General features: G+C 52.3%; 29 protein-coding genes. 15 read left to right on the top strand and 14 right to left on the bottom strand.

Annotated features, from left to right (window positions below; all coding sequences use genetic code 11):
* The first annotated feature begins 13 nt into the window (after positions 1-13).
* The 3 genes from surE to R6H26_RS13525 all read left to right on the top strand — a co-directional run bounded on the left by surE (position 14) and on the right by R6H26_RS13525 (position 2,886).
* Complete coding sequence (surE, locus tag R6H26_RS13535; protein ID WP_404790989.1) at positions 14-829, top strand: 5'/3'-nucleotidase SurE; 816 nt, start codon at positions 14-16, stop codon at positions 827-829.
* A 59-nt stretch (positions 830-888) separates the two neighbouring features.
* Positions 889-1,860, top strand: coding sequence for a bifunctional riboflavin kinase/FAD synthetase (locus R6H26_RS13530; RefSeq protein ID WP_404790987.1), 972 nt, complete (start codon positions 889-891; stop codon positions 1,858-1,860).
* Positions 1,861-1,938: 78 nt separating this feature from the next.
* Complete coding sequence (locus R6H26_RS13525; RefSeq protein ID WP_404790986.1) at positions 1,939-2,886, top strand: AAA family ATPase; 948 nt, start codon at positions 1,939-1,941, stop codon at positions 2,884-2,886.
* A 41-nt stretch (positions 2,887-2,927) separates the two neighbouring features.
* On the opposite strand, the gene R6H26_RS13520 is transcribed toward R6H26_RS13525, so the two are convergent.
* The 7 genes from R6H26_RS13520 to R6H26_RS13490 all read right to left on the bottom strand — a co-directional run bounded on the left by R6H26_RS13520 (position 2,928) and on the right by R6H26_RS13490 (position 10,014).
* A complete protein-coding gene (locus R6H26_RS13520; RefSeq protein ID WP_404790985.1) occupies positions 2,928-3,719 on the bottom strand; it encodes a Uma2 family endonuclease in 792 nt (263 codons plus the stop codon).
* Between the two features lie 175 nt (positions 3,720-3,894).
* Positions 3,895-4,329 (bottom strand): DNA phosphorothioation-associated protein 4, encoded by a 435-nt coding sequence (locus R6H26_RS13515; RefSeq protein WP_404790983.1) that lies wholly within the window; start codon positions 4,327-4,329, stop codon positions 3,895-3,897.
* Between the two features lie 173 nt (positions 4,330-4,502).
* Positions 4,503-4,748 (bottom strand): hypothetical protein, encoded by a 246-nt coding sequence (locus tag R6H26_RS13510; RefSeq protein ID WP_404790981.1) that lies wholly within the window; start codon positions 4,746-4,748, stop codon positions 4,503-4,505.
* A 43-nt stretch (positions 4,749-4,791) separates the two neighbouring features.
* Complete coding sequence (locus R6H26_RS13505; protein WP_404790979.1) at positions 4,792-5,619, bottom strand: Rpn family recombination-promoting nuclease/putative transposase; 828 nt, start codon at positions 5,617-5,619, stop codon at positions 4,792-4,794.
* 35 nt (positions 5,620-5,654) lie between these two features.
* A complete protein-coding gene (locus R6H26_RS13500; RefSeq protein WP_404790977.1) occupies positions 5,655-7,727 on the bottom strand; it encodes an AAA family ATPase in 2,073 nt (690 codons plus the stop codon).
* Positions 7,724-7,897, bottom strand: a complete 174-nt coding sequence (locus R6H26_RS13495; RefSeq protein ID WP_404790975.1) for a hypothetical protein — start codon at positions 7,895-7,897, stop codon at positions 7,724-7,726. Before R6H26_RS13495 ends, R6H26_RS13500 begins: the two co-directional genes overlap by 4 nt.
* Before the next feature lie 14 nt (positions 7,898-7,911).
* Complete coding sequence (locus tag R6H26_RS13490) at positions 7,912-10,014, bottom strand: DNA phosphorothioation system restriction enzyme (protein WP_404790974.1); 2,103 nt, start codon at positions 10,012-10,014, stop codon at positions 7,912-7,914.
* 36 nt (positions 10,015-10,050) lie between these two features.
* Between R6H26_RS13490 and R6H26_RS13485 the strand changes: the two genes are divergently transcribed.
* The 3 genes from R6H26_RS13485 to trmFO all read left to right on the top strand — a co-directional run bounded on the left by R6H26_RS13485 (position 10,051) and on the right by trmFO (position 13,449).
* Complete coding sequence (locus tag R6H26_RS13485; RefSeq protein ID WP_404790973.1) at positions 10,051-10,227, top strand: hypothetical protein; 177 nt, start codon at positions 10,051-10,053, stop codon at positions 10,225-10,227.
* A 195-nt stretch (positions 10,228-10,422) separates the two neighbouring features.
* A complete protein-coding gene (locus R6H26_RS13480) occupies positions 10,423-12,012 on the top strand; it encodes a hypothetical protein (protein ID WP_404790971.1) in 1,590 nt (529 codons plus the stop codon).
* A gap of 75 nt (positions 12,013-12,087) precedes the next feature.
* Positions 12,088-13,449, top strand: coding sequence for an FADH(2)-oxidizing methylenetetrahydrofolate--tRNA-(uracil(54)-C(5))-methyltransferase TrmFO (gene trmFO / locus R6H26_RS13475; protein WP_404790969.1), 1,362 nt, complete (start codon positions 12,088-12,090; stop codon positions 13,447-13,449).
* Positions 13,450-13,508: 59 nt separating this feature from the next.
* On the opposite strand, the gene R6H26_RS13470 is transcribed toward trmFO, so the two are convergent.
* The 3 genes from R6H26_RS13470 to R6H26_RS13460 all read right to left on the bottom strand — a co-directional run bounded on the left by R6H26_RS13470 (position 13,509) and on the right by R6H26_RS13460 (position 15,424).
* The gene (locus R6H26_RS13470) at positions 13,509-13,832 is read right to left on the bottom strand and encodes a hypothetical protein (RefSeq protein WP_404790967.1); all 324 of its coding nucleotides are present in this window, start codon (positions 13,830-13,832) and stop codon (positions 13,509-13,511) included.
* 261 nt (positions 13,833-14,093) lie between these two features.
* Positions 14,094-14,711, bottom strand: coding sequence for a chromophore lyase CpcT/CpeT (locus R6H26_RS13465; RefSeq protein ID WP_404790966.1), 618 nt, complete (start codon positions 14,709-14,711; stop codon positions 14,094-14,096).
* Between the two features lie 176 nt (positions 14,712-14,887).
* On the bottom strand, positions 14,888-15,424 hold the full coding sequence (locus R6H26_RS13460; RefSeq protein WP_404790964.1) for a phycobiliprotein lyase: 537 nt from the start codon (positions 15,422-15,424) through the stop codon (positions 14,888-14,890).
* A gap of 317 nt (positions 15,425-15,741) precedes the next feature.
* Between R6H26_RS13460 and R6H26_RS13455 the strand changes: the two genes are divergently transcribed.
* The 3 genes from R6H26_RS13455 to R6H26_RS13445 all read left to right on the top strand — a co-directional run bounded on the left by R6H26_RS13455 (position 15,742) and on the right by R6H26_RS13445 (position 18,296).
* The gene (locus R6H26_RS13455) at positions 15,742-16,476 is read left to right on the top strand and encodes a 15,16-dihydrobiliverdin:ferredoxin oxidoreductase (RefSeq protein WP_404790962.1); all 735 of its coding nucleotides are present in this window, start codon (positions 15,742-15,744) and stop codon (positions 16,474-16,476) included.
* 112 nt (positions 16,477-16,588) lie between these two features.
* Positions 16,589-17,434 (top strand): prephenate/arogenate dehydrogenase, encoded by an 846-nt coding sequence (locus R6H26_RS13450; protein ID WP_404790960.1) that lies wholly within the window; start codon positions 16,589-16,591, stop codon positions 17,432-17,434.
* A 124-nt stretch (positions 17,435-17,558) separates the two neighbouring features.
* The gene (locus R6H26_RS13445) at positions 17,559-18,296 is read left to right on the top strand and encodes a phycocyanobilin:ferredoxin oxidoreductase (RefSeq protein ID WP_404790958.1); all 738 of its coding nucleotides are present in this window, start codon (positions 17,559-17,561) and stop codon (positions 18,294-18,296) included.
* 29 nt (positions 18,297-18,325) lie between these two features.
* Here R6H26_RS13445 and R6H26_RS13440 read toward each other — a convergent pair whose 3' ends face one another.
* The 3 genes from R6H26_RS13440 to R6H26_RS13430 are packed head-to-tail and all read right to left on the bottom strand — an operon-like array spanning position 18,326 to position 21,799.
* Positions 18,326-18,565, bottom strand: a complete 240-nt coding sequence (locus R6H26_RS13440) for a hypothetical protein (RefSeq protein WP_404790956.1) — start codon at positions 18,563-18,565, stop codon at positions 18,326-18,328.
* Positions 18,566-18,605: 40 nt separating this feature from the next.
* Complete coding sequence (gene recJ, locus R6H26_RS13435; protein ID WP_404790955.1) at positions 18,606-20,957, bottom strand: single-stranded-DNA-specific exonuclease RecJ; 2,352 nt, start codon at positions 20,955-20,957, stop codon at positions 18,606-18,608.
* 26 nt (positions 20,958-20,983) lie between these two features.
* Complete coding sequence (locus R6H26_RS13430) at positions 20,984-21,799, bottom strand: helix-turn-helix domain-containing protein (protein WP_404790953.1); 816 nt, start codon at positions 21,797-21,799, stop codon at positions 20,984-20,986.
* Between the two features lie 70 nt (positions 21,800-21,869).
* Between R6H26_RS13430 and ilvA the strand changes: the two genes are divergently transcribed.
* Positions 21,870-23,381 (top strand): threonine ammonia-lyase, biosynthetic, encoded by a 1,512-nt coding sequence (gene ilvA, locus R6H26_RS13425; RefSeq protein WP_404790951.1) that lies wholly within the window; start codon positions 21,870-21,872, stop codon positions 23,379-23,381.
* Here the strand turns inward: ilvA and R6H26_RS13420 are convergent.
* Positions 23,373-23,621 carry a hypothetical protein gene (locus R6H26_RS13420; RefSeq protein WP_404790949.1) on the bottom strand — a complete coding sequence of 83 codons (249 nt, stop codon included), beginning with the start codon at positions 23,619-23,621 and terminating at the stop codon, positions 23,373-23,375. The two genes, ilvA and R6H26_RS13420, sit on opposite strands and share 9 nt — an antisense overlap.
* A 143-nt stretch (positions 23,622-23,764) precedes the next feature.
* Between R6H26_RS13420 and R6H26_RS13415 the strand changes: the two genes are divergently transcribed.
* The 5 genes from R6H26_RS13415 (at position 23,765) to R6H26_RS13395 (ending at position 26,324) form a co-directional block, all read left to right on the top strand.
* The gene (locus R6H26_RS13415) at positions 23,765-24,541 is read left to right on the top strand and encodes an Rpn family recombination-promoting nuclease/putative transposase (protein ID WP_404790947.1); all 777 of its coding nucleotides are present in this window, start codon (positions 23,765-23,767) and stop codon (positions 24,539-24,541) included.
* Between the two features lie 292 nt (positions 24,542-24,833).
* Positions 24,834-25,076 (top strand): AbrB/MazE/SpoVT family DNA-binding domain-containing protein, encoded by a 243-nt coding sequence (locus R6H26_RS13410; protein WP_404790945.1) that lies wholly within the window; start codon positions 24,834-24,836, stop codon positions 25,074-25,076.
* Positions 25,070-25,420 carry a type II toxin-antitoxin system PemK/MazF family toxin gene (locus tag R6H26_RS13405; RefSeq protein ID WP_404790943.1) on the top strand — a complete coding sequence of 117 codons (351 nt, stop codon included), beginning with the start codon at positions 25,070-25,072 and terminating at the stop codon, positions 25,418-25,420. Before R6H26_RS13410 ends, R6H26_RS13405 begins: the two co-directional genes overlap by 7 nt.
* A gap of 73 nt (positions 25,421-25,493) precedes the next feature.
* Positions 25,494-25,577, top strand: coding sequence for a DUF4351 domain-containing protein (locus R6H26_RS13400; RefSeq protein ID WP_404791326.1), 84 nt, complete (start codon positions 25,494-25,496; stop codon positions 25,575-25,577).
* A gap of 273 nt (positions 25,578-25,850) precedes the next feature.
* Positions 25,851-26,324, top strand: a complete 474-nt coding sequence (locus tag R6H26_RS13395) for a pentapeptide repeat-containing protein (protein ID WP_404790941.1) — start codon at positions 25,851-25,853, stop codon at positions 26,322-26,324.
* Positions 26,325-26,489 lie beyond the last annotated feature (165 nt).

Here is a 26,489-nt window from a genome sequence, read left to right as displayed (position 1 = left end):
CTTCTCCTGAATTATGAAATTACTCGTTGGAAACGACGATGGCGTTTCCGCTCCTGGCATTTGCGCTCTGGCCAATGCGCTAGCTGCGGCTGGACATGAGGTAACGGTCGTCTGTCCCGACCGAGAACGCTCGGCAACGGGCCACGGTCTTACGATGCATCGACCCTTACGGGCTGAGCCAGTTCGCGGTCTATTTCATCCAACAGTCAAGGCGTGGGCCTGTTCGGGATTGCCTGCCGATTGTATCAAGCTAGCGCTGGACGCGCTGTTGGACGGACTACCAGATCTCTTACTGTCGGGCATCAATCAAGGCTCTAACCTGGGGACCGATGTGCTCTACTCCGGGACCGTCTCCGCCGCGATGGAAGGGGCGATCGCCGATGTCACGAGCATTGCTCTCAGCCTCACCAGCTTTACCTTTTCCGACTTTCAGCCAGCAGCAGATTATGCGGTCGGTCTCGTCCGGCAGCTTGCCGTCCAGCCTTTGCCAGAACCCATGCTTCTGAACGTAAACGTGCCCGCACTCCCCGCTGCCGAGATTGCGGGCGTCAAAACGACCCGGCAGGGGTTGCGACGCTACCACGATCTGTTTGAAAAGCGTTCGGACCCGCGCGGGAAAACCTACTACTGGTTGGCCGGAGAAGTTCTAGAGGAGACCGACGCCCCTGCGATCTATCCTCAAGATGAGGGGTTGTTGACGGACGTTCAGGCGATCGCCCAGGGATTCATCTCGGTGACGCCGCTCCAGTACAACCTGACCTACTACCGCCGCATCGAGCAGATCCAGTCTTGGCTTCAGCCTTTTTCGCCCCTTTCTTCCAATCCGTAAGCTGCTCAGAACGACAACTCTGCCCAGAAGTCGCCTTAAAATGTGTCAAAATGTAAACCGTGTGGGTGACCTCTTCCATAGAAACTAGTTTGCAGCCAACGCACGTTGCGTTAGGCAACTTTGATGGCGTCCATTTAGGACACCACGCTGTCATTCGGGCGTTGTCTTCAACGCCTAAGACCCAGGAGCCAGAGGATCGGAAACGATTTTTACAGGTGTCTTCGGAGCCGCACTGCTACTCAACGGTCGTTTCCTTTACGCCCCATCCCCACGTTTTCTTTAGCGGCCAGCCGAAGCCCTTGCTGACCCTCCTTCCAGAAAAGGTGCAGCTTCTAGAAGCCCTTGGCGTCGAGCAGTTGGTGTTGCTGCCCTTCGATCGCGATTTAGCGAACTTAACCCCTGAGGCTTTTGTGGAGCAGGTATTGGTACGGCAGCTTAAGGCCCAAAAAATCAGCGTTGGTTTTAATTTTTGCTTTGGCCGCGAACGCGCGGGGAATGCAGAAGATTTGAGGGCGATCGCCGCTCGCTACGACATCCCGGTCGCGATCGTAGAGCCTGCTGTGATGGATCGCGACCGGATCAGCAGTTCTGCAGTGCGGCAGGCACTCGAAACCGGAGACGTGGCGCGCGCGAAGCAGCTTTTGGGAAGAGCCTACACGTTGACGGGGATTGTGATGCAGGGCCAACAGTTGGGGCGAACCCTAGGGTTTCCGACGGCCAACCTTGACGTGTCAGTAGAAAAATTTATTCCCCATCGTGGCGTCTATCAAGTACGGGTGGAAAGCTCTGCGTTTGCCCAATCGCAGCTTGGCGTCATGAATATTGGGGCGCGACCTACTGTAAGTGGAACCCACCAAACGATCGAAATTCACATCCTCGATTGGTCGGGGGATCTCTATGGGCATACTGTAACGGTACACCTGGAGCAATTTTTGCGTTTCGAACAAAAATTTGAGTCCCTAGATGCCTTGAAGGCACAAATCCGGCTTGACTGTACCATCGCGCGTCAGTCAGTTAGCCCGATCGATTAACGGCAGTACGGCCAAACGGATGCGATCGCGCGATGTCTGGCTCCTTGTAAACCCTTCGCCCTGTAGGAGATGCGATCTATGGTTCCCGTAACAGCCCCCGCGATCGCCCAGCCGACCATACAAACCCCTGTAAAACAGCTTATTGCGAATCTCGGTACCGTCATGGTGGGGAAACAAGAGGCGATCCGGCTCGTTCTAGTCGCGCTTTTTTCCGGCAGCCACGTTTTGCTAGAGGATGTGCCAGGTGTTGGCAAAACCCTACTTGCGAAAGCTCTAGCCCGCTCCATTGACGGGAAGTTTCAGCGGATTCAATGTACTCCAGATCTGCTCCCCAGCGATTTAACAGGTACGAATATCTGGAATGCCCGCGAGGGCAAGTTTGAGTTTTTGGCAGGACCAATATTTGCCAATGTCCTCCTAGCCGATGAAATCAACCGGGCGACACCTCGCACCCAGTCCGCCTTGCTAGAGGTGATGGAAGAAAATCAAGTCACCATCGATGGTTTCTCTCATTGCGTTGGCGAGCCTTTTTTTGTAATTGCCACTCAAAATCCGATCGAGTCCCACGGCACCTTTCCCCTGCCCGAAGCGCAGTTGGATCGGTTTGCCCTCGCGCTCAGCTTGGGCTATCCCACTGCTGATGAAGAACTGGAAATGCTCCAGCGCACCCAAACGGGTCTCAAGCTAGCATCGCTCCAACCCTGTATTTCCCTCGACCAAGTGCGTCAAATTCAAGAAACTTGCCTTCAGGTCCGGGTGGAGCGATCGCTGCAGCAATACATGCTCGACCTCGTGCGAGCCACTCGCGAGGACTCAGACCTTCGCCTAGGCGTCAGCCCTCGCGGAACGGTCACGCTTCAGCGCGCCGCTCAAACTTTTGCTTTTCTAGAATATCGAGACTACGTCATACCCGACGATATCAAACGCTTAGCACCCTACGTCCTCAGCCATCGCATGATTCCATCGGGCGGTCAGCCAGCCAATCGCATCGTTGAGCGGCTGCTGAAATCGATTCCCATCCCCTAGGGCACCTCTTAAGCAAGAAGTGCCGTGCCAATTTCTCAAGTTTACTCGGGGTCAATTCCTAGCACTCTCAATTTCTCGGCAAGGCGAGCCGCATTCGCTTCAGCTTGCCGTTGCCGCTCTTCAGCTTGCTGCTGCCGCTCTTCGGCTTTTTGCTGTCGTTCTTCAGCCTGCTCTAGAGGGGTGGGAATCCAGGAACCCTCCTCGTCCAACCACCGCAGCCAAGGGCGAGTCCTCCCTTCGTACTCACCCTGCCATAAACCTAACCCTGCTTTTAACTCTGGCATCCAAATCCGGTCGTTCTCTACTGCCAGCGCCTGATACTGTCCCTCAACCAGCCGAAAACCTCTCAATGTATTGCTATAGCGGTCATACAAGATGTAATAAGGTACTTTTAGAATGCTTTCGTATACGTCCCACTTTGTTGGGGGTTCCCCTTCTCCTGCTTTGGTCTGCCCTAAATCTTCTTTTTCTGTCCCTGGCGAAAGCAATTCTACGACGACGTAGGGGTTTACGCCTTCATCCCAAACCACATAGCTTAGACGCAAATCCCATCCTGCATAGAGTCGGGGGACACCAATTGCCACGAACCAATCTGGTCGTTTATGCCACAGCGGATGATTGGGATCGTAATAAAGGTTTAGATCGGTGCCTGTAAATATGCGATCGCGTTCTACCCCCGCCAGTCGTAACGTAGCGCTTAAAAGGTGCGGCTGAAAATCATGAAATTCATCTGGCAAGCCTGATTCCTCTGGATCTTCACTCGGAAGATCGTACATTGTGGGCAGTGGTTTAGCGAAGGGTTGCCGAAGGTTATCACGATAGGCTTGGGCCATTACAGAACCTCGATTTAAATCAAAGGATTGATGCCTTTAGTATATTATCTAGCAAAATTTATACCCTCTGGTATGGCCCAAAGTTTTGTCCCGATTTTCATAAAATCACAGTCTACCTACGATGCTATGCACTCTTACGATCTCATTACTTCTTAAAACTGTCCAAAATATCGATTCACGAAAGGTGTTTCTCAGTATTTAACAGCAATAAAATTTGATCTAAGTAATCTATAGATCCTATAAATTTTTGGTTTAGAAACTCAAATCCACCATTGGCGTACTCTTGAAAAATTTCTATACGTTGTCGATCGCAAGCTTCATTGTCTAGTAAAATCTTAGGGTCGCGGGCTTCATTTAATGCAATTAAATCAATAATTTGTCGATTTTTGAATTGATCTTGTGGAACCTGATCTGGATCTTTTATTGAAATTTCCGCAAATGGAAGCCGTTTTCCTTGATGAAATCCCAAAATAGCTGCAAATGCAATTACATCCGCATAAGTCTGAAAAGGCCCATTCATATCGCTCCCATCCTTCAGCGCCTTCACCAACTCAGCCTTATCCTTCGCAATCTTAACCCTAGCATCCGCCATGCCAACCCCTTGATCCAAAACAACCCAGCAATAGTCCAAGCATTGCCCAAACGAAAATTTTACCAAAAGAACAATGATACCGGAAGAAACGTCATTTTTTCACTCAAAATAGACAATATTTTCCCAAAAAATCTACCATCTCTGACATTCTCTAGAATTGAATCATATTCGTTACTTTGCCATCAAGACAATCAATGACCAAATTTTTCAATCAATACATCGCGCGAATCCGTCAACAGTGAAGGTATAAAATCAGAAGGTGACTTGTCTGCCAAAGACTCAACCACCTTTAGTAAACCTTGATCTAAATCGCTAAACCTGTTACTTAAAAGCATTGCAACAAATTCTCGTTGGTTTTCTTGGCGTCCCTCCTGACGTCCTTCCTCCACAGCCTCTTGATAAAACCGCGTATTTTTCAACTCGCTTAGCCCTAGCATTGCCTAAATCTCCTTTCGGCTCAAATGAGTGAACTCAAGATAATCAACGATCAAACCTTTCAATCAAAGCCTCACGAGAATCCGTTAACAACGCAGCCATAAACTCAGAAGATGGCTTATTTGCCAAACACTCAACCACATTCAGCAAACCCTGATCCAAATTGCCAAACCTGCTGCTTAAAATCGTCGCGACAATTTCTCGTTGTCTTTTCTGTGCGCCCTCCTCTGAAGCCTCCTGATAAACCCGCGTATTTTTCAACTCGCTTAGTCCCAACATCGCTTCAATCTCCTCTCGGCTCAAATGAGTGAACTTATAAACAATGATAGTCTCCACAAATTCAACGATCGCCTGCCTCGAAAGGCCCACATCCTCCTCAGTTCTAGCGCGTTCAATCAACCTCCGTGCCTTCTCTGGTGCCGACTGCTCTGGCTCCACCACCAACTTGACTAACCCCAAACCCAAAGGCAAACGGTCTATCGCCTCCAACTCATCTAAAAAGACCTGTCGCACCCGCTCCCCAGCCAGCAACTCCTCAAATAACCGCGATGACTTAGGCTGCAAACTCCGACGGGGATAAATTAATAATCCTTTCCAGTCATGGGTTTCAGGAAATTGCTTCAGATACAAAAACAACTCGGCAAAAAAGCGATGGTAAAGCTGCTCATCGGATTGGAACTGCACCTCGCCAAAATAAACCGTGCCATCCAACCGTTCCGGCAACATCACCCCATCGAGCCGAAAGGCCGTCTGCTTAACCTCCACCGACCGGAAATCATAGTTCTGTGCTAATTCAGGCGACTGACCCATTAGCTCAAAGAAAATCCCTGGAGCCGATTGAAATAACGCATAAAAAATCGTATCGGTCTTCATACTAGAGATGTAAAATTTTGTAACAGCCAAAGGCACTAACCATTCCGACTCACCTCCAAAATCTCGGTGTACTCAAACTCATTCGGACTTTGCCTAACTAAAGGATAACGCTGCCCAAAACAGTCAATGTCATCGGTTTCCAAGTCCGGCTTGGGTGAGTTGTAAGTCAGCACATACACCTTCCCAATCCGAGACAGCATCTCCTCTTCCACCTCACCGCGCCATTGGGTTTGGGTTGCCATCACAATCACCTGATCTGCCAACGCAGGCAGCAACTTTGCCACCTGCCGCCGATAAATTTCATCCAAACTACCAAAGGGCGAATCCATCACGATCGGGAACGTGCTGCTGTCTGGCCCCATTATCAGCCCCGCCTGACTCCACTCCCGCACCCGCTCAATAATGCTGCCAATAAACGCCAAGCTGAGAATCTGATTTTCGCCCGTAGAGGCACCCACAATGGAGTCTTGTCCCTCCATGTCTTCTATAAGGCTCAACTCGTATTTGTCGCTCAGACGTGGCACATAGGGCTTAAACGAAATTTCGGCGTAGAGCTTAGAAATTTGCTCCTCTAACTGTTCGCGGAATAAAACATCCTGATTGGCTTTGAGCTGCTTCAGTCGATCGATCGCATCCTGAGCCGCATCAATCCGTCGCTGGGCTAACCGCTGCTTGCCTTGATTGAGCTTACGATCCTTAATTTGCTTCGCCAACTGCTTTACATCTGCTTCGCGTCGAGCCTGCTTTTCTTGGCATTGACCCTTTTCTAAGGTTAAGCCCTCTACTTTTTGATCCACCGCATCCAAACGTTGCTGCAACTGGCGAATATCCTCCCGTGGGCTTTGGCGCAGTTGCTCGCTGATGGTGTCTAGCTCTTGATCGATCTGGGCCAGTCGCTGCTTGGTTTGTAGAATTGTGGCTTGGGCTCGATCCACCTCACGCCAAAAATCTTCCGTTTGGCGTTCTAGCTCATTGACTTGAGCATCAACTCGGTAGGTCGCTGCTTCCACTTCAGCCAGTCCCGCTTTTTGCAGCCATGCCTTCACCGCCTCCCGATGGGTTGTGCCCTCATGGAGTTCGGCTCCGCAGATACAACGCTGCCGATCCAACAGATCCTCGACAAAGGTTTGCTTAATGTCCGCCGGAAGTTCGCCCCGCTGCTCGCGTTCTTTGATGATGGCCCGAAATTGCTCGGCAATGGGCGGCAAAAAGACCGTATAACCACGGGTCGAAATGGCTCGCTTTAGGGTTTTCTTGCACTCCTGAAGGCGATCGCGCAATTCCCTCTCCTGTTCTCGCAACAAATCCCGCTGGCGCTGAAATTGCTCCACTTCGCTCAGTTCTAGCAAGCATTGGGTATATTGCTGCTTGAGTTGGGTTTGAGCGCTTAATTCCCGATCGATTTCCGACAGACGGGCGTGAATCTGTTCCACATCTTGCTCGGATTGTTTCTTTTGAGACAACAACTGTTTGGTCTCTGCATCCCCAATGCCGCCTAACTCCTCCTCTAGGGTTCTGCGCGCCTGGTTGAGATGCTTCAGCGCGCGATCGATGCTTTCAACGCCTAAAAGCTTTTTAGTGGCTTCCGCAATTTCAGGGCGTTTGTCCGATCGCCAAATTTGCTCGATCCGTTCCCCGTCAAAGAAAAAATACTGGTGCAGGCTTTTGGGCAAAATGCGGACAATCACATCCTCCGGCTTTTGGGAGCTAGGCAACGACAGCCAGCGCCCGTCATCCCCGCAGAACTGCATAAATAGCTCGTTGCGAGAACCTTCCACACCATTCTTTGTTTTGCGCACTTCACAGCTTCGCTTCAGGCGATACTGCTTGCCATCATGCTCAAACCCAACCTCCACCCAACAGTCCACCGTTTTGCCCACCTTGGCTTCGGCAATCGCCCTACGGTTTACCAAGTATTCTGGCGAAGACAATGCCGCTGTAAATTTTTCGTAGAGTGCCCAGGTAAAGGCATTCAGCAGCGCCGTTTTGCCCGCGCCATTGTTACCGTGGATGACCGTGATATTGCGATCGTGACTTTTGGCAAACATCAACCGATGCTCCCCAAAAAACGGGCGGAAGTTAGAGAGTTTCAGGCTCAGCAGCTTCATTGCACCGCTTCCTTCACAATATTGAGAATATCCGTATGAATCACACCGCGATCGTTGCGGTCGAGCCGATCTTTTTCTAGCTCCAACACTCGCTCGATAATCTGTCGCACCGCTGGCGAAGCGCTATGAATAGGGTCTTGAACTTGGGTGAGTTTATTGTCTGGGGCCATTAAAGGTTCGATGCCTATAAATCTAGTAAATCGTACTGCTGCTGAAGCGCCAGCAACTTTAAGCGTGCCTCTCCTGCATTGTCGGCGAGATCGGCAAACTCAACAAACCGAATCAGCTCTGTTCTGAGCAATTGACGCTCCATTTCAAACGTAGCGCGATCTAGGGCTGGCGGCACGACGATCGTGTCAAACAGCGTAGCGCGTTGTTTGTGCGGGTGAGGTCTGAGAATGCGGCCCCGCCGCTGCACAAACTGACGTGGATTATTGCTACTTGCCAAAATCACCGCTGTTTGGGTTGCCGGAATATCAATCCCTTCATCCAAACACCGAATCGCCACTAAGCCCTGTAACTCACCCGATTCAAATAGATCGTGCAAATCGGCGCGTTCCTCTAGCGGTGTATCGGCAGTGTAGGTGTTGATGCGATAGCCTAACTCTCGTCCCAGCAGCCTCGCCACCGCTGCCACTTGCCGTTCGCTGGTCTCTGAAACGCTATCTTCGACGTTTCCGTCCCCGCAATAAAACAACGTGTGGGTTGTATCCAGACGATCGCTCATTAACGCCCGCAGCGCCTCTAACTTATTGGCTGCCGAACCTACGAGTCGCGATCGCTCCATCAGCAATGGCGTTAAAGCTGGATTCGCGTCATCTGGGTCGCCCATCCCAATCAAACGGCGAATTTTAGTCGATAACGCAATATAGCGCTGCGACTCCGATTCCGTGAGTTCCACCAAAATGGGGTGATATAGATAGTGAACGAGAGCACCCTGGGCGATCGCATCGCTCAAGGTGAATTCCGGTTCCAGCACCGCGCCAAAATAATCGTAAATTACCTGAGTGCCCGACTCATCGAAATAGCGTTCTGGCGTTGCAGAAAGCGCCAATCGAAACGGAATCGCTTGCGGAAGACTTTGGGCTAACCGCGTTGCGCCTAAATTATGGGCTTCATCGCCGACAATCAACGTCTTTTCAGGGAAATAAGCAAGCTGGGACTGGAAACCTTGGCCCATCAACGTTGCATTGGTCGTAATGACCGTTAAAAAGGATTGATGCTCGGCACGCAGAGCATACAGTTGGCTAGAGAGCTTTCCCTGCCACGCCTTAATATTTTCAAAGGCCAAAATCGGATTTAAGCCGAATCGCCGACATTCCTTGTTCCACTGCGTCACCAAATGCCGATAGGGACAAACGACGATCAGTGCTTTGAGTTGCTGGGTACGGAAGAGTTCAGCGGCGATCGCCAGTGCCGTAATGGTCTTCCCACTCCCCGTCGCCATTTTCAGCGTGCCTCGCCCCTTGTTCGCAAACCAGTTTGCGATTGCCTGCTCTTGATAGGGTCGCAATACGATTTGTGCTGGAAGGCTGGGCGTTCCGGTTAGGGGGAGAACTAAATCGATTTTTTGATGAACCCGATATTGAGCGCTTTTAGCTGCTGCTTTGGGTTCGCGGGTTGGCGGTTGTTCGGGCCGCAGTTTCAGCAGCGATCGCCGCGCTGCTTCTGGAAACTCAATCACCTCAACATTTGGGGTAGCGTCATGCCAGAGTCGTTCAAAGTGTTCTGCCTTTCGCTGCGCGCGCTGCTGTACTCCAGATTCCCAGGATGTATACACATCAATACATTCAAAGTTATCGACGAGTGCGTTTGAACTTTCATTCGCCGAACCCGTGAACGCGACAATATTGCCTTCTCGATCGGCAAATAGGCCCAATTTTTCGTGATAGATTCCTCGATTCTTAATGTTTCGAGGAATTGCCAATTTAATATCTAAAATTTCCTGACTTAGCAGCCATGCCAAACAAGCAAGGCGATCGCGGACAATCTCGTCAATCGTTTGGTCTAGCTCCCGCACGATTGCGGTTGCGATCGTTTCTTCACGACCGCGCAAACCCGCAGCGATCGCCGTTGCATCCTCCTCGGAGAGATTGGGGGAAGCCACCAAACGCATCCGCCCGCCTGTTCGGATAAATACGGTCAAGCCATTGGCCGCAGCAGCCATCGATGTACTTGAAAAAAAGCCGACAGCACGGCTGTAGAGAGTTGCCTGTTCTAAACAAGGGACATAAAAATCTTGAATGAGCTGACAATCGTCGCTGCGATACTCATCGCGAAGGTTCAATTTTCGTAGGCTCAAATTGTTTTTGCCCTTACATTTATGATTTACAGCAATCCTATTGCTATCTTGCCAAACTTCATTCACCGTCAACAAATCGCTTTGACCGCCGAGGCCGATCGCTTTTCGCAACCGAACGGCGATCGCCAGCTTGCGAGCGCGTTAGCCCTACTGCAAGGAACCGATAAATCTCGAAAACCGTCCCTAAACCAGTGTTGAACTGCAATTCAATCTCGCCTTCAGGCATTTTGCTCGACTGAGACGCCTGGGCGCAAATCAATCCGACACGACAAAATAATCGAGCTACAGAGCCGCCTCAATCAGTTTAGGATACTGAAAATCGCGGGGAACAAGACATTAAACTGATAATTTGACGATCGCACTGCATTCACAGTCCAGATTCCCATGGTGTTCATGAAGAAATTTGCCTCGCTGCCGCACAAACAGAATCGCTCCACGCTCATCGCTTTAGCGCTGTTAACCACATGGCTCGGACAGGGAGAAGGACTTACAGGCACTCCACTTCGCGCTCAAGCCCAGCAAAGTCAACCGTTTTGCCAATCCCCACCCCAGGCGATCGCTCAGAAAAATGCATTGCGGCAACAGGGCTTTGCAGGCGATCGCGGCGCGCTACAACAGTATCAAAACTCGATCCTCCGCGACGCGCAAGCATTGCAGCAGTGTCGGGCGCAAAGCTGGCTCAAAACCCAGGCCATCTGGCTGCGGCTCTACGAATGCGATCTTCAGCCAGGGGTGCTCGAAAGCGTTTTAGATCGTATCGTCAGTCGAGGTTACAACCAGGTCTACATCGAAGTGTTCTATACGGGCCAAGTCCTGCTCCCCCCCGCCGAAAACCGAACCGTCTGGCCCTCAGTGGTTCGCAACCCTGCCTTTGCCCGTCGCGACCTGTTGGCAGAAGCCATTCAAAAATCCCAGGCGCGCGGACTCAAAGCCTACGCCTGGATGTTTAGCCTAAACTACGGTTATTCCTACGGAAATCGGGCAGATCGGGCACATGCTCTAGCCCGCAATGGTTTTGGGAAAACGAGCCTCAACGTGGTCGATACGACCAATCCAGATATTGACTTCAGCAAAGGCGAAGTCGATAAGGTGTTCGTCGACCCCTACAACCTGCAAGCGCGCCAAGACTACGCTTCCATGCTTCAGTCCGTCTTACAGCGTCGGCCCGATGGCGTGTTGTTCGACTATATCCGCTACCCCAAACAAACGGGGGCATCCTCCGTGGTCAGCAAATTACCAGACCTCTGGATTTTTAGCGGTGCCGCCCAGCAAACGCTGATTGCGAGAGGGACGAATGCAAAGGGTCAGGCCGTCATTCAAAAATATTTATCTCAAGGTACTGTCACCGCAGCGGACTTAGCGGCGATAGATCGCAATTTCCCAGAAGAAAAGGAACCCGAGTGGCAGGGCCGCGAGGTACCCACTCCCCCGCCTGGCAAACCCCTCCCTCCCGCTGCGGTACGCCTGCCACGCCTGCGGCAAGATCTGTGGCTGCTGAGCGTAGCCCATGCCTATCAAGGCGTCGTAGACTTTCTCAACTCAGTTGCCTCCCAGGTCAAGCAACAGGGGGCATCGGCAGGAGCCGTCTTTTTCCCAGACGGGAACCGCCGGATCGGGCAGGGGTTCGATTCCCGCATGCAACCTTGGGATCGGTTTGCGCCGACCTTAGAATGGCACCCGATGTCCTACGGGGTCTGCGGGGGGACGACCTGTATTGTGGAGCAAGCCCAGAAAGTACTCAGTCAAGCGCCTGCGGGTACTAGGGTAAGTCCTGTCATTGCTGGCGCTTGGTCCGTTCCTGCCTACAATCGCCCTACCTTAGAAGCGCAAATGTATGCCATTCGTCAAGCGGCACCGCAGGTGAATGCCATCAGTCACTTTGATTTTTCTTGGCAAGAGCCCCGTCTAGCCAATGCCAGGCGCGCGTGTAGGCCCAATTTAATTGAGGCAGCGGCAGCGCAGCCGCTTGGAATTGGACGGTAGGCCTTCAAATTGCTCGTGCCTCTTGTATTCTGAAAGAGTGCGATTGTCGAGCGAATTAGGGCTAAACCAAAAACAATGGCAGATACGCGATCGCCCATTCAGGTCATAGGCGGCGGATTGGCGGGTACCGAGGCAGCTTGGCAAATCGCTCGGGCTGGCCTCCCAGTAGTGCTCCACGAGATGCGACCCCAGAAAACCAGTCCGGCCCATCACACAGAACACCTCGCAGAACTGGTGTGCAGCAATTCCTTTGGCGCGATGGCGAGCGATCGCGCCTCCGGTCTGCTCCATCACGAACTCCGGCAGCTGGGTTCTGTGGTGATTGCCAAAGCCGACGAACATGCGGTGTCTGCGGGTGGGGCGCTGGCGGTCGATCGCGCTATCTTTAGCCAAAATCTAACCCAAACCCTAGCTCAGCATCCACTGATCGAGCTGCGCCGAGATGAAGTGTCTCGCATTCCGACCGAAGGGGTAGTCGTATTAGCCACAGGCCCGCTCACGAGTCCTGCCCTATCTGAAGACCTGAGCCGCTTCACGGGCATGGAGTATATGAGCTTCTTTGATGCAGCGAGTCCCATTGTGGTGGGCGATTCCATCAATCGAGATATCGCCTTTCTGGCATCTCGCTACGATCGCGGCGAAGCGGCCTACCTGAATTGCCCCATGGATAAAGCCCAATACCTCGCCTTTTGGACAGCTCTGTGTCAAGCAGAACAAGCCGAACTGAAGGATTTTGAGCTAGAAACGGCTAAGTTTTTTGAGGGTTGCCTCCCCATTGAAGAAATGGCCCGTCGCGGAGAAGATACGCTTCGCTATGGCCCCCTCAAGCCCGTGGGTATTTTTGATGCGCGCCATGGCGACTTTAAAGACCCTGCCAATCGTGAAAAGCGCCCCTATGCGGTGGTGCAGCTGCGCCAGGAAGATCGCGCTGGGCAACTCTGGAATATGGTGGGCTTTCAAACCAACCTGCGTTGGGGCGAGCAAAAGCGCGTGTTTCAGATGATTCCAGGACTAGAAGAAACAGAGTTTGTGCGCATGGGGGTGATGCACCGCAATACCTTCTTAAATGCACCGCAGCTATTGGAAACAACGCTTCAGTTTAAGCAGCGATCGACGCTGCTGGCAGCGGGTCAAATTATTGGAACGGAGGGGTACACGGCTGCTGTAGCTGGGGGTTGGCTCGCTGGGACAAATGCCGCGCGACTGGCCCGCAATCTCGCGCCCATCACGCTACCGCCCGTAACGATGGGCGGCGCGCTGTTTGACTTCATCAGTACGGCTTCGCCCAAGCACTTTCAGCCGATGCCGCCTAATTTTGGCATTATGCCTGAGTTAGAACAGCGCATCCGCGTCAAACAGGAGCGCTACGGGGCCTATCGCGATCGCGCTTTAGCCAGCTTATCTGCATGGATGAATGCCGAACGATCGGCAGCTTAACTACTGAGCGAGCGACTGCAAAATACAGCGTGACTTTTATCCTTTCGCCGCTAATATCCTTACGCCGTCAAGGCTATCAGTCTTGCAATCCAAACATCTGAAAGATCGTTGTAGTACTGAATTTCACAGATTTCGAAGAATCTTCTTTTCGTTCGATCCTGAATCAGAATACGGTCATTTGGCTTAACATTAAAGCCTTGAGAGGTCATCGTGTAAAGGCCGAAGCTATCCTTACGCGGCTCTAGAAAAAATTCTTTGCCGTTATCGACCTCAAAATACGTATGGATTTTAAAACTGCGAATGGCTCTAGACTTTACATCGGCCAATGAAGTTTTATTGCGGAAAAAATTAAGAGGCAAAATTTCATGCAGATCGAACTTCATGCATTAAATATCCCCAAAGGACGTAGGAACGAGGTGCTCGAAAATAAATAAAAACAGAAAAATGGCGGATTTCAGACAAGTAAAGCAATTTTAGGACATGGTGGCGCAAAGCAAAACATTTTGAGGTGCTTTCTGCAAACTTTAAGCACCTGTAACCTTCTTGCGAGCGCTGGCACTAATCGCATGTTAGAAATGTTTACACGGACTTGGAGATCGAAACCGCGCCACCGTCGCGATATCAGAGGCTATTCAAATTGCTTCTCAAGGGTAAGCGGGCACTTCACGGGCAAAGCTTTCAATTTTTTCAAACCGTAAGGGTCCAAAGGTAGAACCCCAAACTTGTTGGTGGGTGTGAATATCTAGACCCCGATCGAGACCGATCCAGGTGGTTTCTGTCATCTCAACGGAGCTGTCGAGGTATGTCTGGCGGCCATTTTTCTCGATCAGGCATTGGTTGCCGGGTTCTACGCTGCCAAAAAAGCGATCGCCCTCGCGGCGAAAGATCATAGAACAGTGATGGCGGCGCTCGATACAGTCTGGGGTAATGGTTTTGAGAATGTTTAAATCTCGCCCAGAACCGGCATAAAAAAGCGCGTTTTTGAGGCTGTAGTTTTCGATATAAATGCAATCGCCCCGATCGATCAAGCGATGAACGCCCTGACGGTAGGGCGTCCATAGGTCGTAGTCGTACACCTGTTCCGAGTACAGTCCAATCCCGTGGAAAAATTCGAAGGACAGCGGGCGAAAAAAGATGCGGATGTGCGCGTAGTCCTTAGGATTTTCGTAAGCTTGCCGAGCGTTGCTAAAATGTCCAGCCATCCAACGGGCTAGGGCGATCGCATTATGGGAGGTTGCGTTAGGCAAATCGTTCGGGGACATGGCACGCGCGCGATATAGCCCTACGAGAGCATGTTAAGACGTTTGTAAATAGCCCGCTTTGAGCAGTAAGGATTTGATTAAGCAGTGCGTCCTAAGCAAAATCCGTAGTGCTATACATGGGTAGGGAGTGTTGGTTTCTCGACATCGGCGCGACATTCCGCTAGCAACTCGCGATCTCATCTTTTTGCGTTGATTTGGCGAATTTCTGAAGCGAATGAAGCGGTGACTACGCCCGTTCCCCCACTGGTTTTAATTAAAGATACCCGGCAGCGGACGTTAGGATTCACGAACCAAATTTTTTCTTCGGCAGCGGCGCGCTCGTAGGCGGTGACCACAATAAACGTCCCATCTTCTGTCAAGGTATATTCGCCCGCTGCTGCAATGGTTTCGGCATAGCCGCGATCGCGCAGAAGTTTGCCGCAATGGGTCCGAGTGGGGTCGGGGACCGGAACCAACACGCAGGTTCCTTCGATGACTTCGCTGTCATCCCAGTCTGAGTGCCCTTCCCAACTCATGCGAAAGGGTGAGGTCGCGGTCTGGGGGTCGATGTTGTACGTCTTGCAAAGCTCTAGAACTGCCGGATCGGTTTTGTCCAGCGCGACAATATCGATCTCGGACCGGACGGCTTCAAAGTGCGCGAATGCGAGGTGATGGGCGCTGCGCTGCGATCGCCAATGCCCGATCGATCGTTCGACAAACTCCTGAATATTCATGAAATTTGCACCACCTCTACGTCTCTCGTTCGGCCAATCGTTGGGCCAGTCCGTTTGACCATGATGGCATTTTTTAGGGAAACGCCGATGTCGAGTTTGCTCTGCCAACGGTGAATCCTTAGGGTAGGGCGGCGAAGGACTTAAGAATATCTAGCACCCCCCAAAAAAGTCCCGAACATCAAGCGGAGCGATAAGAACAGCCGCAACGCGATCGGAGTGACATGGTTGCCTTATTTCTCGAAATTGAGGCAGCAAATCAAAGCATCTTTCACCCTCAATGACCCAGGCTTGTAAATCCGACAACCGCTATCCAACCTATGTACAAACCCTTTCTTGAATATCTAGAGCAATCTCTATTTCAGAAATTCGATTTACAAAGTCGCCTCATTCCCGTGGGGCTGGAGTCTCAGGTCAGCGATCGCGGTAAAAACCCTGCTACAGTCCAAAGCTGGTGCTATCAATGTCCTGAATTTCGGAAAATTCGCTATACCTACATCGATGCGGGTACGAGCGCCCAAATTTTGAATTGCGTCATTTATCCCAAATACCAGTCCGAACTACCTTTACTGGGGATTGATTTCCTTTCCTTCGGGCAAGTTAAAAATTTAGTTGTTATGGACTTCCAGCCGCTGTTTCAAGATGATGCCTATCTGCAAAAGTACATCCATCCGCTGAAGGCGCTCCACGACAACTATCCCGATCTGGCTCAAAATCTAGAAATGAAGTTCTACGATGCGAATCAGTATTTTTCTAAGTATTTATTGTTTGCCAAGACTGACCCTGAAACCATTAAGACGCAAGTGTTTGATGCGTTTAAAGACTATCTAAGTCTTTACTGGCAAATAGTAGACCAAAGCGTGCCTTTAACCGATCCGTTAGACATGGAGAGGATTGCGAAGGCCCAGAAAGACTACGATCGATACAGTGCCGAGCGCGACCCGGCATCGGGTTTATTTAGCAGCTACTTTGGTCGTGAGTGGGCAGAGCGATTCCTCTACGATTTTCTGTTTGAGGATGCAAGGCCCTTGGCGGCTGGGGTTGCCTTGCGGTAGTGAGGCTCGGGCATGCTTTGGTTTTAGAAACTCGGGGGCGATCGCGCTGGATTTCAACCCAATTGCAACGGAAGTCGGTATATCTATAGGATACTGACTGAAAAACGTTGCTATGAAAATCGGTATTGTCGGACTCGGTCTCATTGGCGGATCGCTCGGTTTCGATCTGCGGGCGGCGGGGCACGAAGTTTTAGGGGTCAGCCGTCAGACGGCAACCTGCGAACAGGCGATCGCCCTCGGAGCCGTGGATCGCGCGAGCGCTGAGTTCGAACTGCTGAGCGCGGCGGAAGCAATCTTTCTCTGTACGCCCTTAGGCGTCATGCCACAGACAGCAGAGGCGCTCGTTCCGTACCTATCGCCCGCAGCAATTTTGACCGATGTGGGTTCCGTGAAAGCCTCGGTGGTAGAGACTCTAGAACCGCTGTGGCATCGGTTTGTGGGCGGGCACCCCATGGCAGGGAAAGAAACAGCGGGCATCGCCGCCGCTCAGGCGGGGCTGTTTGCCAATCGCCCCTACGTCTTGACCCCAACGGCGCGCACGGATTCCGAAGCTAAAGCGACATTAGAGCACCTGATTCGAGCGCTGCAAAGCAACTACTACGAATGCTCCCCCGCCCAACACGATCGCGCTGTGGCTTGGATTTCCCACTTGCCTGTCATGGCAAGCGCCAGCCTGATTGCTGCCTGTCAGCAAGAGCCGGAAGCGACCACCTTAGCCTTAGCGCAAGCCTTAGCCAGCTCCGGTTTTCGCGATACGAGTCGAGTGGGCGGCGGCAACCCAGCGTTAGGACGGATGATGGCGCAATACAACCGAGAAGAGCTATTGCGATCGCTCCAAATCTATCGCCAATCCATCGATCGCTGCATCCTGCTGATCGAACAACACCGCTGGGACGACCTAGAACGGCATTTAACCGAAACCCATCAGGCCAGACCTCAGTTTGCGGACAAAGCTTGACGGTTGAGCCATCTGAAACCGCGCGCTGACCCATTCATTGCAGATTCGTAACGTTTGAGCCTTTACCACCGGAACGAGTGCCGAACGTCCCTATAGTTAAAAGAGTTGCAAGCCTCTCTATACCATGCCTACCGTCCCTTCGCTTACCCTTCGCCAGCAGTTACATCCTTTGCTAGAACAGTGGGCAGACCGAATTGAGGCGACTTGGCAGCGTTATTTAGATCTATCTCCCTACCACCTCCCGGACGAGTTTGGGTATATCGAGGGGCGTTTGGAGGGGCAAAAGCTCGTCATTGAAAATCGCTGTTACCAAACACCGCAGTTTCGCAAGCTGCACTTAGAACTTGCGCGGGTGAGCGATCGCCTGGATATCCTTCACTGTGTCATGTTTCCCCGTTCCGATTACGCGCTGCCGATGTTCGGAACCGATCTCGTCGGCGGGCGCGGACAGATTAGCGCGGCGATCGCCGATCTATCTCCCACGAGTCCCGACCGTCGCCTACCCGAAGACTACCGCACTGCCCTAAATGCCTTGCCGCAACCCGCTTTCTCTCAACCTCGCGATTTACCGATCTGGGGCGACATTTTTTCCGAATTTTGTTTGTTTGTCCGCCCCGCGAATCCAGCAGAAGAGTCCCTGTTTCTAGAGCGCGCAGAGGCATTTTTGAGCATCCACTGCCAGCAGGCGATCGCTGCGCGTCCCGTTTCCATTGCAGATCGGTCTCGACTACTTGCCGCACAGCGCTACTACTGCGAAAAACAACAGCGCAACGACAAAACCCGTCGCGTCTTGGAATCTGCCTTTGGTGCTGAATGGGCAGATCGCTATATGACAACCGTCTTGTTCGACCTACCGGAATAATGGATTGATTTTAATTCTGAGACAGACAGCTACTTCCGAAATACAGCGGTCACGATTGTTGTAATCGTTGCCGTCGCCAGCAGACCAAACGCTAAGTTGACCACCCACTGAGATGCTTGTTGATAGGCACTAAAACGGATATTGAGTTCTTTTTCCTCTTCCGCAAGCTTGTCAATCGCCGCAGTATTTTTATCAATAGCACTTGCATTTCGAGCAGTTAACTCAGCTAGCTTATCCAACATTTCATCCGTCCAGCGTTCGACCGTCATCGTGCTTTTCCCTTTCAATTCAATTAACGATATCAAATCTTTATCCCATCAAGCGCTGCTCTAAAGTTTGCTGAAGTTGGTCGATCGGTGCGCGCTGAAAGTATTCGTGTTGGAATTGTTCTTCTGCTACTGCGTCGAGAAAGCGCGCGATCGCCTGAGTCGCATCCGTCGTCTCGGATTCGGATAGGGTTTTGGGTTGGCCTAACACCCCGAGCGTCTCTGCTTCGAGATTGAGGGGAAACCCCACGGCTTCAAGGGCTTCAAGGCCAAAGGAAAGCGATCGCCTTCCGAGTTCCAGCCGCTCTCGCACGGCAGCAAATCCAACGCGATCGCGGGTCCGGGCTAGATATTTCGCCAACCCCGCAAGCTGCTGCCACTTGAACGCGGCGGCGGACAGGCCCGAAGCGGGGTAAGCGAGAGCTAATTTTTCTTGCTGGGCGGTGGCCTGCAGCGCCCAGGTGCCTAGCTCGTCCCAATCGTCGGGGCATCGATCCAAACGGAGCACCGGATCGGAATATCGGCTTTCTGCTGCTTGCTGTCGCCAGTCGAGCAACCAAGGTTCCTTCGACGGGGAACTGCTCGGAGAACCGTCCCCTAGTGCAGGGCGAATGGCCGTCAGTCTCAGGTGATACTCAACCCGGCGATCGAGCTGCCCGGACTCGAGCTCGGCGACGATGTCGCAACGTCCCTCCGGCAGTTCGCTGACATCGTGCCCCCACCATACACCTGAAAAAAGCGTCGATGTGCTCTCATCTCGCAGCATAAACCGCGCTTTTTTGTACTGCACCTTGTTACTGCCCGCAGCCTGCGTCCAAGATCCGCGCCGTCGCTCCAGCCAAGCGTTGCGGATTAAAAGCTGGGGTGCGGGATTGCCCATCCCGTAAGGTTCGAGTTGCTGGAGTTCGCGAAATAAGCTCGCCCCTCCATCCCGCACGACGTCGGCGAGGGTAACTTCTAGGTCGACGTCTAAGGCTGCGGGAGTCCACTCTCCGATCGTTTGGCGAAAGTATTGGTGGATGGATGCCGTAAATAGGGGCAAATTCTCTGGCGGCAAGCTCAATCCAGCGGCAAAGGGATGGCCGCCAAACCGATCGAGGAGGTGGGCCTGCTGCTGGAGCAAACCGTAAAGGTCGATGCCTCGTACGGAGCGGGCGGACCCTCTCAGCAGCGGGCGGGAGCCATCTGCGGAAGATTCGGCTGCGCTGAGCAAGATTGCCGGACGTCCGTAGGTTTGAGCCAGTTGGCTGGCCACTAAACCCAAAACGCCTGCGGGCCATTGCGGATCGCTCAGTACGATGACGGCATTGGCTTCTAGATCGAGCTGCGCGATCTGCGCTTCTGCTTCGCGGGTGACGCGCTGCTGGACTTCCTTGCGGCAAAGATTCGTGACTTCGGCAGATTCTGCCAACACCGACGCTCTGGCCGAATCGCGGCTCGTCAATAGCTCTACTCCTTCGCGAGCGTCGCCGTGGATCCGGCTGATGGCGTTAATGCGCGGCCCCAGACCAAAGGCGATATCCGAAGGGCGATCGCCCGTCCGCCGGCACAGCTCCAACAGTTTTGCCACGCCGGGGCGCGTGGGGTTGTGAAGCTGTTGTTTGAGGCGCATCAGTCCTTTCTGGGCTAGGTAGCGACAGTCTCCCGTCAGTTGGACGAGATCGGCAATCAGCCCGATGGCAACGAGGTCTAGTAAGTCTTCCAGGGGGGCGTGGGGCACTTGGGGCAGCGCGTCGTAAAGCGCCTCTACCAGTTTGTAGGCGACGGCCACGCCGGATAGGTGGGCCAGCGGGTGCCCCGAGGGAAAAGTGCGGGAATTGAGAAACGCGGCGACGGGCGGGCGGTTTTTGGGCAGGGTGTGGTGGTCTGTGATGATGAGGTCTAAGCCCAATTGCCGAGCGCGATCGATTTCGGCAAAGTCGGAACTCCCCGTATCGCAGGTGACGACGAGCTGAGCGCCTCGGGCGGCGATCGCCTCGAGTCCCGCAACCGACAGTCCGTGGGATTCCTTGAGGCGATTGGGAATGAAGTAGTGCAGCGTTCGATCTTGCTGAAAAAACTGGCCCAGTCCTTCCCACAGGACTGCCGTGGCCGTGATGCCATCGGCGTCGAAGTCGCCCCAGACGAACACCGTTTCTTGGCGATCGCGCGCTCGACCCAGCCGCGCGATCGCCTGCTCCATCTCGGGACCGAAGGCCCAAGGCGAGGTCGGTCGGTACGTATCGGCATCCAAAAAGGCGAGGACGGATTCGGGATCCGTTACCCCCCGCTGCCAGAGCAGCTGGGCGACGAAACGTCCGTCACTGTGGGGGAGGCGAGTTTTCAACAGGTCCACCAGCCAATCTGGCGGACTGTGCTGCGGTTTGAGTTGCCAAGAAGATGCAGGCGATCGCATTGCTATGCTCCGAGCCCAGACTGAGCCTAGGTTGATGGGACGACTTCAGGTTTTGGGGCGCGCACCTTTGCGCGGTAGAGCAGACGTTCTCTTTGACGGTAGCCGATGTGGCTCACTTGGACGGGCTGGCCTAACGCTGGAGGGGTCGCATCCCCAATCCATTGATGAACGGTGGGATCGTAGTTGACGATTTGCCCGACTGCGGCGATCGCTTCTATCTCCCATGCTTGGAGCAATTGCTCGATCGGTTTTGCGAGCGGAATCAACTTCGCGGCAGAAATTGTGGGATTTTGACGAGCGGTATAGGCTGCAGTCGGCCATTGCAAAATCAGCGATTCTAATATACCGAGCACCTCAGCCTGAAAGGTTTCTAGGAGATGCGATCGCATATTTTCTAATTCTAGTTGGCTCTGGTGGCGATCGGTCGGCAACGCCATTTCTGGGAGATCCGGGGCAACCGTCGGATTCGCTGCTGACCCCCGCTCTAAAGAAACGGGCGCGTTCGTTCCAAATAGATGCAGCAATTCTGAAAAAGAAAGGTCGAGCGTTTCAGCGAGCTGCAACGCGCTTTGCACTGACAACTTTTGAACCTCTCCCTGCCGCAGCCAATCCACTTGCCTGCGAGAAACGCCGCTGTGCTGGGCCAGCGATCGAAAGCTAGGAATGCCTACCGCTTCCATGCAACTTTTGAGGGATTCCGAGCGAGACGATTTAGCATCCATAATCGAGTCCGCGATTGAGTCCTGAAATAGGGGTGCGAGTCCGTCGACCGCAACCGAGACACGCGAGGCGATCGGTCGCTCGCAATTTCGATCGGTTCGGTCTTTCCACTCATTTAGCATATCCAGGTCTAGACTCAGTCATAGAATAGAAGCAGACACAATTTATCGCCGATCTTGCGCAACGACCCCCATGCCCCAAGACTATCTCAAGCGGATTTTGACTGCTAAAGTTTACGACGTTGCTCAAGAAACTCCACTCGATCTAGCGCCTTGCCTTTCCGAACGCCTCGGCAATCGCCTGCTGCTCAAGCGCGAAGACATGCAGTCCGTATTTTCATTTAAGCTGCGGGGAGCCTACAACAAAATGGCACAGCTCTCGCCGGAGGTGTTGAGTCGGGGCGCGATCGCCGCTTCTGCGGGAAACCACGCCCAAGGGGTTGCACTGGGAGCAAAGCGCTTGGGTACGACGGCTATCATTGTCATGCCAATGACCACCCCTCAAGTGAAGGTCGATGCGGTGAAGGCTCTAGGGGCTACCGTAATTTTGCACGGCGATACCTACGACGATGCCTATACCTATGCCCGACAACTCGAGGCAGAAAAAGGGCTGACCTTCGTGCATCCCTTTGACGACCCGGATGTCATTGCGGGACAGGGCACCATCGGGATGGAAATTTTGCGTCAGTGCCAAAAGCCCATTCATGCCATTTTTGTGGCGATCGGCGGGGGCGGTCTGATTTCTGGGATTGCAGCCTATGTGAAGCGCCTGCGTCCCGAGATCAAAATTATTGGCGTAGAGCCGATGGATGCGGATGCCATGACGCAATCCTTGGCAGCAGGCCATCGCGTTCGGTTGCCTCAGGTGGGGCTGTTTGCCGATGGAGTGGCAGTTCGAGAGGTTGGAGAGGAAACCTTCCGGCTCTGTCAAGAATACGTGGACGAAACGATTCTGGTGAGTACGGACGATATCTGCGCTGCCATCAAGGACGTGTTTGAAGATACGCGATCGATTCTAGAACCGGCGGGGGCTTTGGCGATCGCCGCTGCCAAAATCTACGTCGAGCGGGAGCAGATCCAAGATCGAACGCTGGTGGCGGTGGCCTGCGGGGCCAATATGAACTTCAATCGCCTCCGATTTGTAGCGGAGCGGGCTGAAATGGGAGAGCGACGGGAAGCTATTTTTGCCGTCACGATTCCAGAAGAGCGCGGCAGCTTTCGGCGGTTTTGCGAATGTATCGGAACTCGCAACCTCACGGAATTTAACTACCGCATTGCAGGAGAACGGGAAGCCCACTTTTTTGTGGGGGTGCAGGTGCGCGATCGAGAAGATGCCGCTGAGATTGCCGCCACAGTTGCAGCGCAAGGGTTCAAAATTATCGACCTCACGGATAACGAACTGGCAAAGCTACACCTGCGGCATATGGTAGGAGGGCGATCGCCGCTTGCGGAACACGAATTGCTGTACCGTTTCGAATTCCCGGAGCGTCCCGGCGCTTTGACAAAATTTTTAAACTGTATGAGTCCCAATTGGAATATCAGTCTGTTTCACTATCGCAATCACGGTGCGGACTACGGGCGCATTGTTGTGGGAATGCAGGTGCCGCCTGATGAAATGTCTGAGCTACAGGCATTTTTGGAAACCTTAGGCTACCAGTACTGGGATGAAAGCCAAAATCCAGTCTACAAATTATTTTTAGGCTAGCTGCAGGAGCTGAGATTTAGCGCTGTCAAAGCTTGAAGGGTTGGGAGAAGACTTATAGATTAGGGCGATCGCCACTCTAGCGAATTGCAATCTGAGGCAGAAGCTGAGGCTGCGATCGCATAAGCTCAAGCCTTTAGAGATTGCTTGCGAGAGAACTGCAATCGTCCAATATTTGCACGAGAGATTCACACTCGCAATGCTCTGGAGAAAGGCGATCGCAGGTTTAAGCAAAGCCGTCATCCGGTAGAATGGCTGAGGCCAGAATGAGCATTTTCGTTTTCAGGATTTAAAGGGTAGCTAAAGTTGCAGATATTGGCGGTAAACGGCTGCTGGGCTTAGCACCTGACGCTTGGGCAAAATGGGTAACTCGACAATCCGATGTCGTGGCAGTGGAAATCCTCGGCTCTGATTTTCAGTGGGTCAGTCGGGAAAACGATGTTTTGATGAAGGTCCGAAGCCCTATTTATGGCGAGTTTTTGATTCTAACCGAGTTGCAGTTGCGCTATACCGATAAGATGCCGCTCAGAATGAGAGCCTATGCAGCCTTGGCTCAGGAGAAATATGGGTTGCCCGTCTATCCGGTGTTGGTCAATATTTTGCAGCCTTCGGAAACGACGATCGTGCGAGATCGCTTTGAGTCCAATTTTCTGGGGCTTCAAGCGAGACAAGATTTTTGCGTTATCAACTTGTGGGAGGTTGATGCTGACATCGTGTTCGAACAATCATTGGATACGCTGTTGCCGTTTGTTCCGGTACTCAAGGATGGTGGCAATGAGCAGACTGTCAGACGAGCCTTGGTTCAACTACAACAGAATGAGCAATTGGTTGAGCTAGAATCTTTACTAGGGTTCTTTGCCAGTTTTGTCTTGGACACAGAACTGGTTCGACAGATTATGAGGTGGGATGTGACAGTGCTCCGTGAATCGCCCTGGTATCAAGAAATTCGACAAGAAGGTCGTCTGGAGGATGAGTTACGCGGTAGAACCGAAGAAGCGCGATCGCTCATCCTCCGTCAACTCGCGCGTCGTGTGGGCACCCTCCCTGCTGAAGCTGAAGCCCAAGTTCAAGCGCTAGCATTGCCCCAGCTTGAGGCGTTGGGCGAGGCGCTGCTGGATTTTGCAGGGTTAGATGATTTGGTGGGGTGGTTATCGCAGCGCTAAACAACTCCAAAGCCCGATCGCAGGCCGAAACCAAAGCCCTTCGCCTCAGCACTCCGATCTAAAAGAAGCGCGATCGCCTCCTACTGCTGTGGGTTTGCCTGAGATTCGCGTGAGTTTGACTAGGGCATAGCGATTCCAGTAACTTGCCGCTAAGCTGACCCATCTGCGTAAACCTGCTGCCCATGCGGTCGGTTGATGGGGGACAGATTTTGGCGATCCTGCTGCGGAAGCTGCGAAGAAAACCACACTGATTTTGATGTATATTTAATGTATAAACATCTGTGGTTCTCTTATGGCTACGCAGAAAATTGCTTTATGGGGTAATTCCCTTGGCGTTCGCCTCCCTCAAGCTATGGTTCAAGAGATTGGACTCAAAGCAGGTTCTATCATCAATATCGCTACTGAAGGGGACAAGATCGTTCTTTCTGCGGCAAGTCCAAAATACACCTTGCAAGAGCTGCTTAAGGATGCCAAGCCTGAGCAACAGCACGACGAAGTGGACTGGGGTGAATCTGTAGGAGACGAAGTTTGGTAAAAATTAACGGTACAGTTCCAGAGCGCGGTGATATCCTCAAGCTCCAATTCAATCCGCAAGCTGGCAGGGAACAGGCAGGATATCGACCTGCGATAGTGATTTCTCCTGGGGAGTACAACCAAATATCAAGTCTCATTTTGGTTTGCCCAATTACCAATCGCAAGAAAGGATGGCCTTTCGAGGTTGAACTAGAGTCTACAATGCAAACGACAGGGGTTGTTCTGGTAGATCAGGTTAAATCAATCGACTGCACTACCAGAGGAGCGGTTTTTGTTGAGACAGCTCCAGCCGCCATCATTAGTGAAGTTCTAGCGCGTCTAGAACCCCTGACTTCCAGTCTTTAATCGCAATGGCAACGGGCGAGCAGAGTGGCAGAACCGAAGAAGCGCGATCGCTCGTCTTCCGTTAACTCGCGCATTGCCCCAGCTTGAGGCATTGGGTGAGGCGCTGCTGGATTTTGCAGGGTTGGATGATTTGCTGGGGTGGTTAGCGCAGCGCTAACCAACTCCAAAGCCGGATCGCAGGCCGAAACCAAAGCGATCGCCTCCGTCAGCCAAACTATCCCAAACTGCGATCGTCTGAGCGAAGGGGAGGCTTAAGTTTGGTCAAATTATTGCAATAAAGCTGCTTGTCTCGACCGATCGGCCTAGCAATGGGTTTCTTAATGTCAACCCATCCTACAGTTACTTCAAGAGTGAAATCAAAGTTAGAGTAAAAGTCTTGCTAAAGGCTGACAGCGGTAGAATTTAGAGCAATGAGATTTAAGAACAGGTTATGGATAGAGAAGAATTGCTCAGACGGTATGCTGCTGGAGAGCGGGATTTTAGTGGCGTGGACTTGAGTGGGGTTGATGTGAGTGGAGTCGATTGGGATGCCGAGGAACAGGTTGGAGTTGATTTGACTGGAATTAACTTGAGCGGAGCTATTCTGGAGCGTACTGCCTTGTGTTGGAGTAATCTGGCTAATGCCAATCTCCGTAATACTAGCTTGCTGGATACTAGCTTTGTCTTCTCTAACTTGAGTGGTGCTAACTTGTCCGGTGCTAACATAGAAGACGCCGACTTGGACCATGCTAGTCTCGTCAACGCTAATCTGAGTAAAACTAGGTTCTATGGTGTGAAAGTCGAAGGAACGGATTTCACCGGGGCTAACTTTACCGATGCTGAGGGTATGACTTTCATGGGCTATTGCATCTACTGCAACACCATCATGCCTGACGGAAGTGTAAGGAATTCCGTCGAAGAATAATCAGAAGCTAATAAAGATGATTGCGGCGGTATTTCGGGCGGAGTTTTATAAGTTTCAACGATCGGACTTAAGGAAGCTTCAATAATGGCTTGCACATCTTCTGAAACATTATTGAAAACATCAAGTCCTAGGTTATGTTAAGGAACAAAACCCATCGTCATACTT

It is taken from the genome of Altericista sp. CCNU0014, assembly GCF_044923475.1.
Lineage (GTDB): Bacteria > Cyanobacteriota > Cyanobacteriia > Thermosynechococcales > Thermosynechococcaceae > JAAURS01.
The sequence above is the reverse complement of the archived record's forward strand: the minus strand, read 5'-3'. Positions and strand labels throughout refer to the sequence as shown.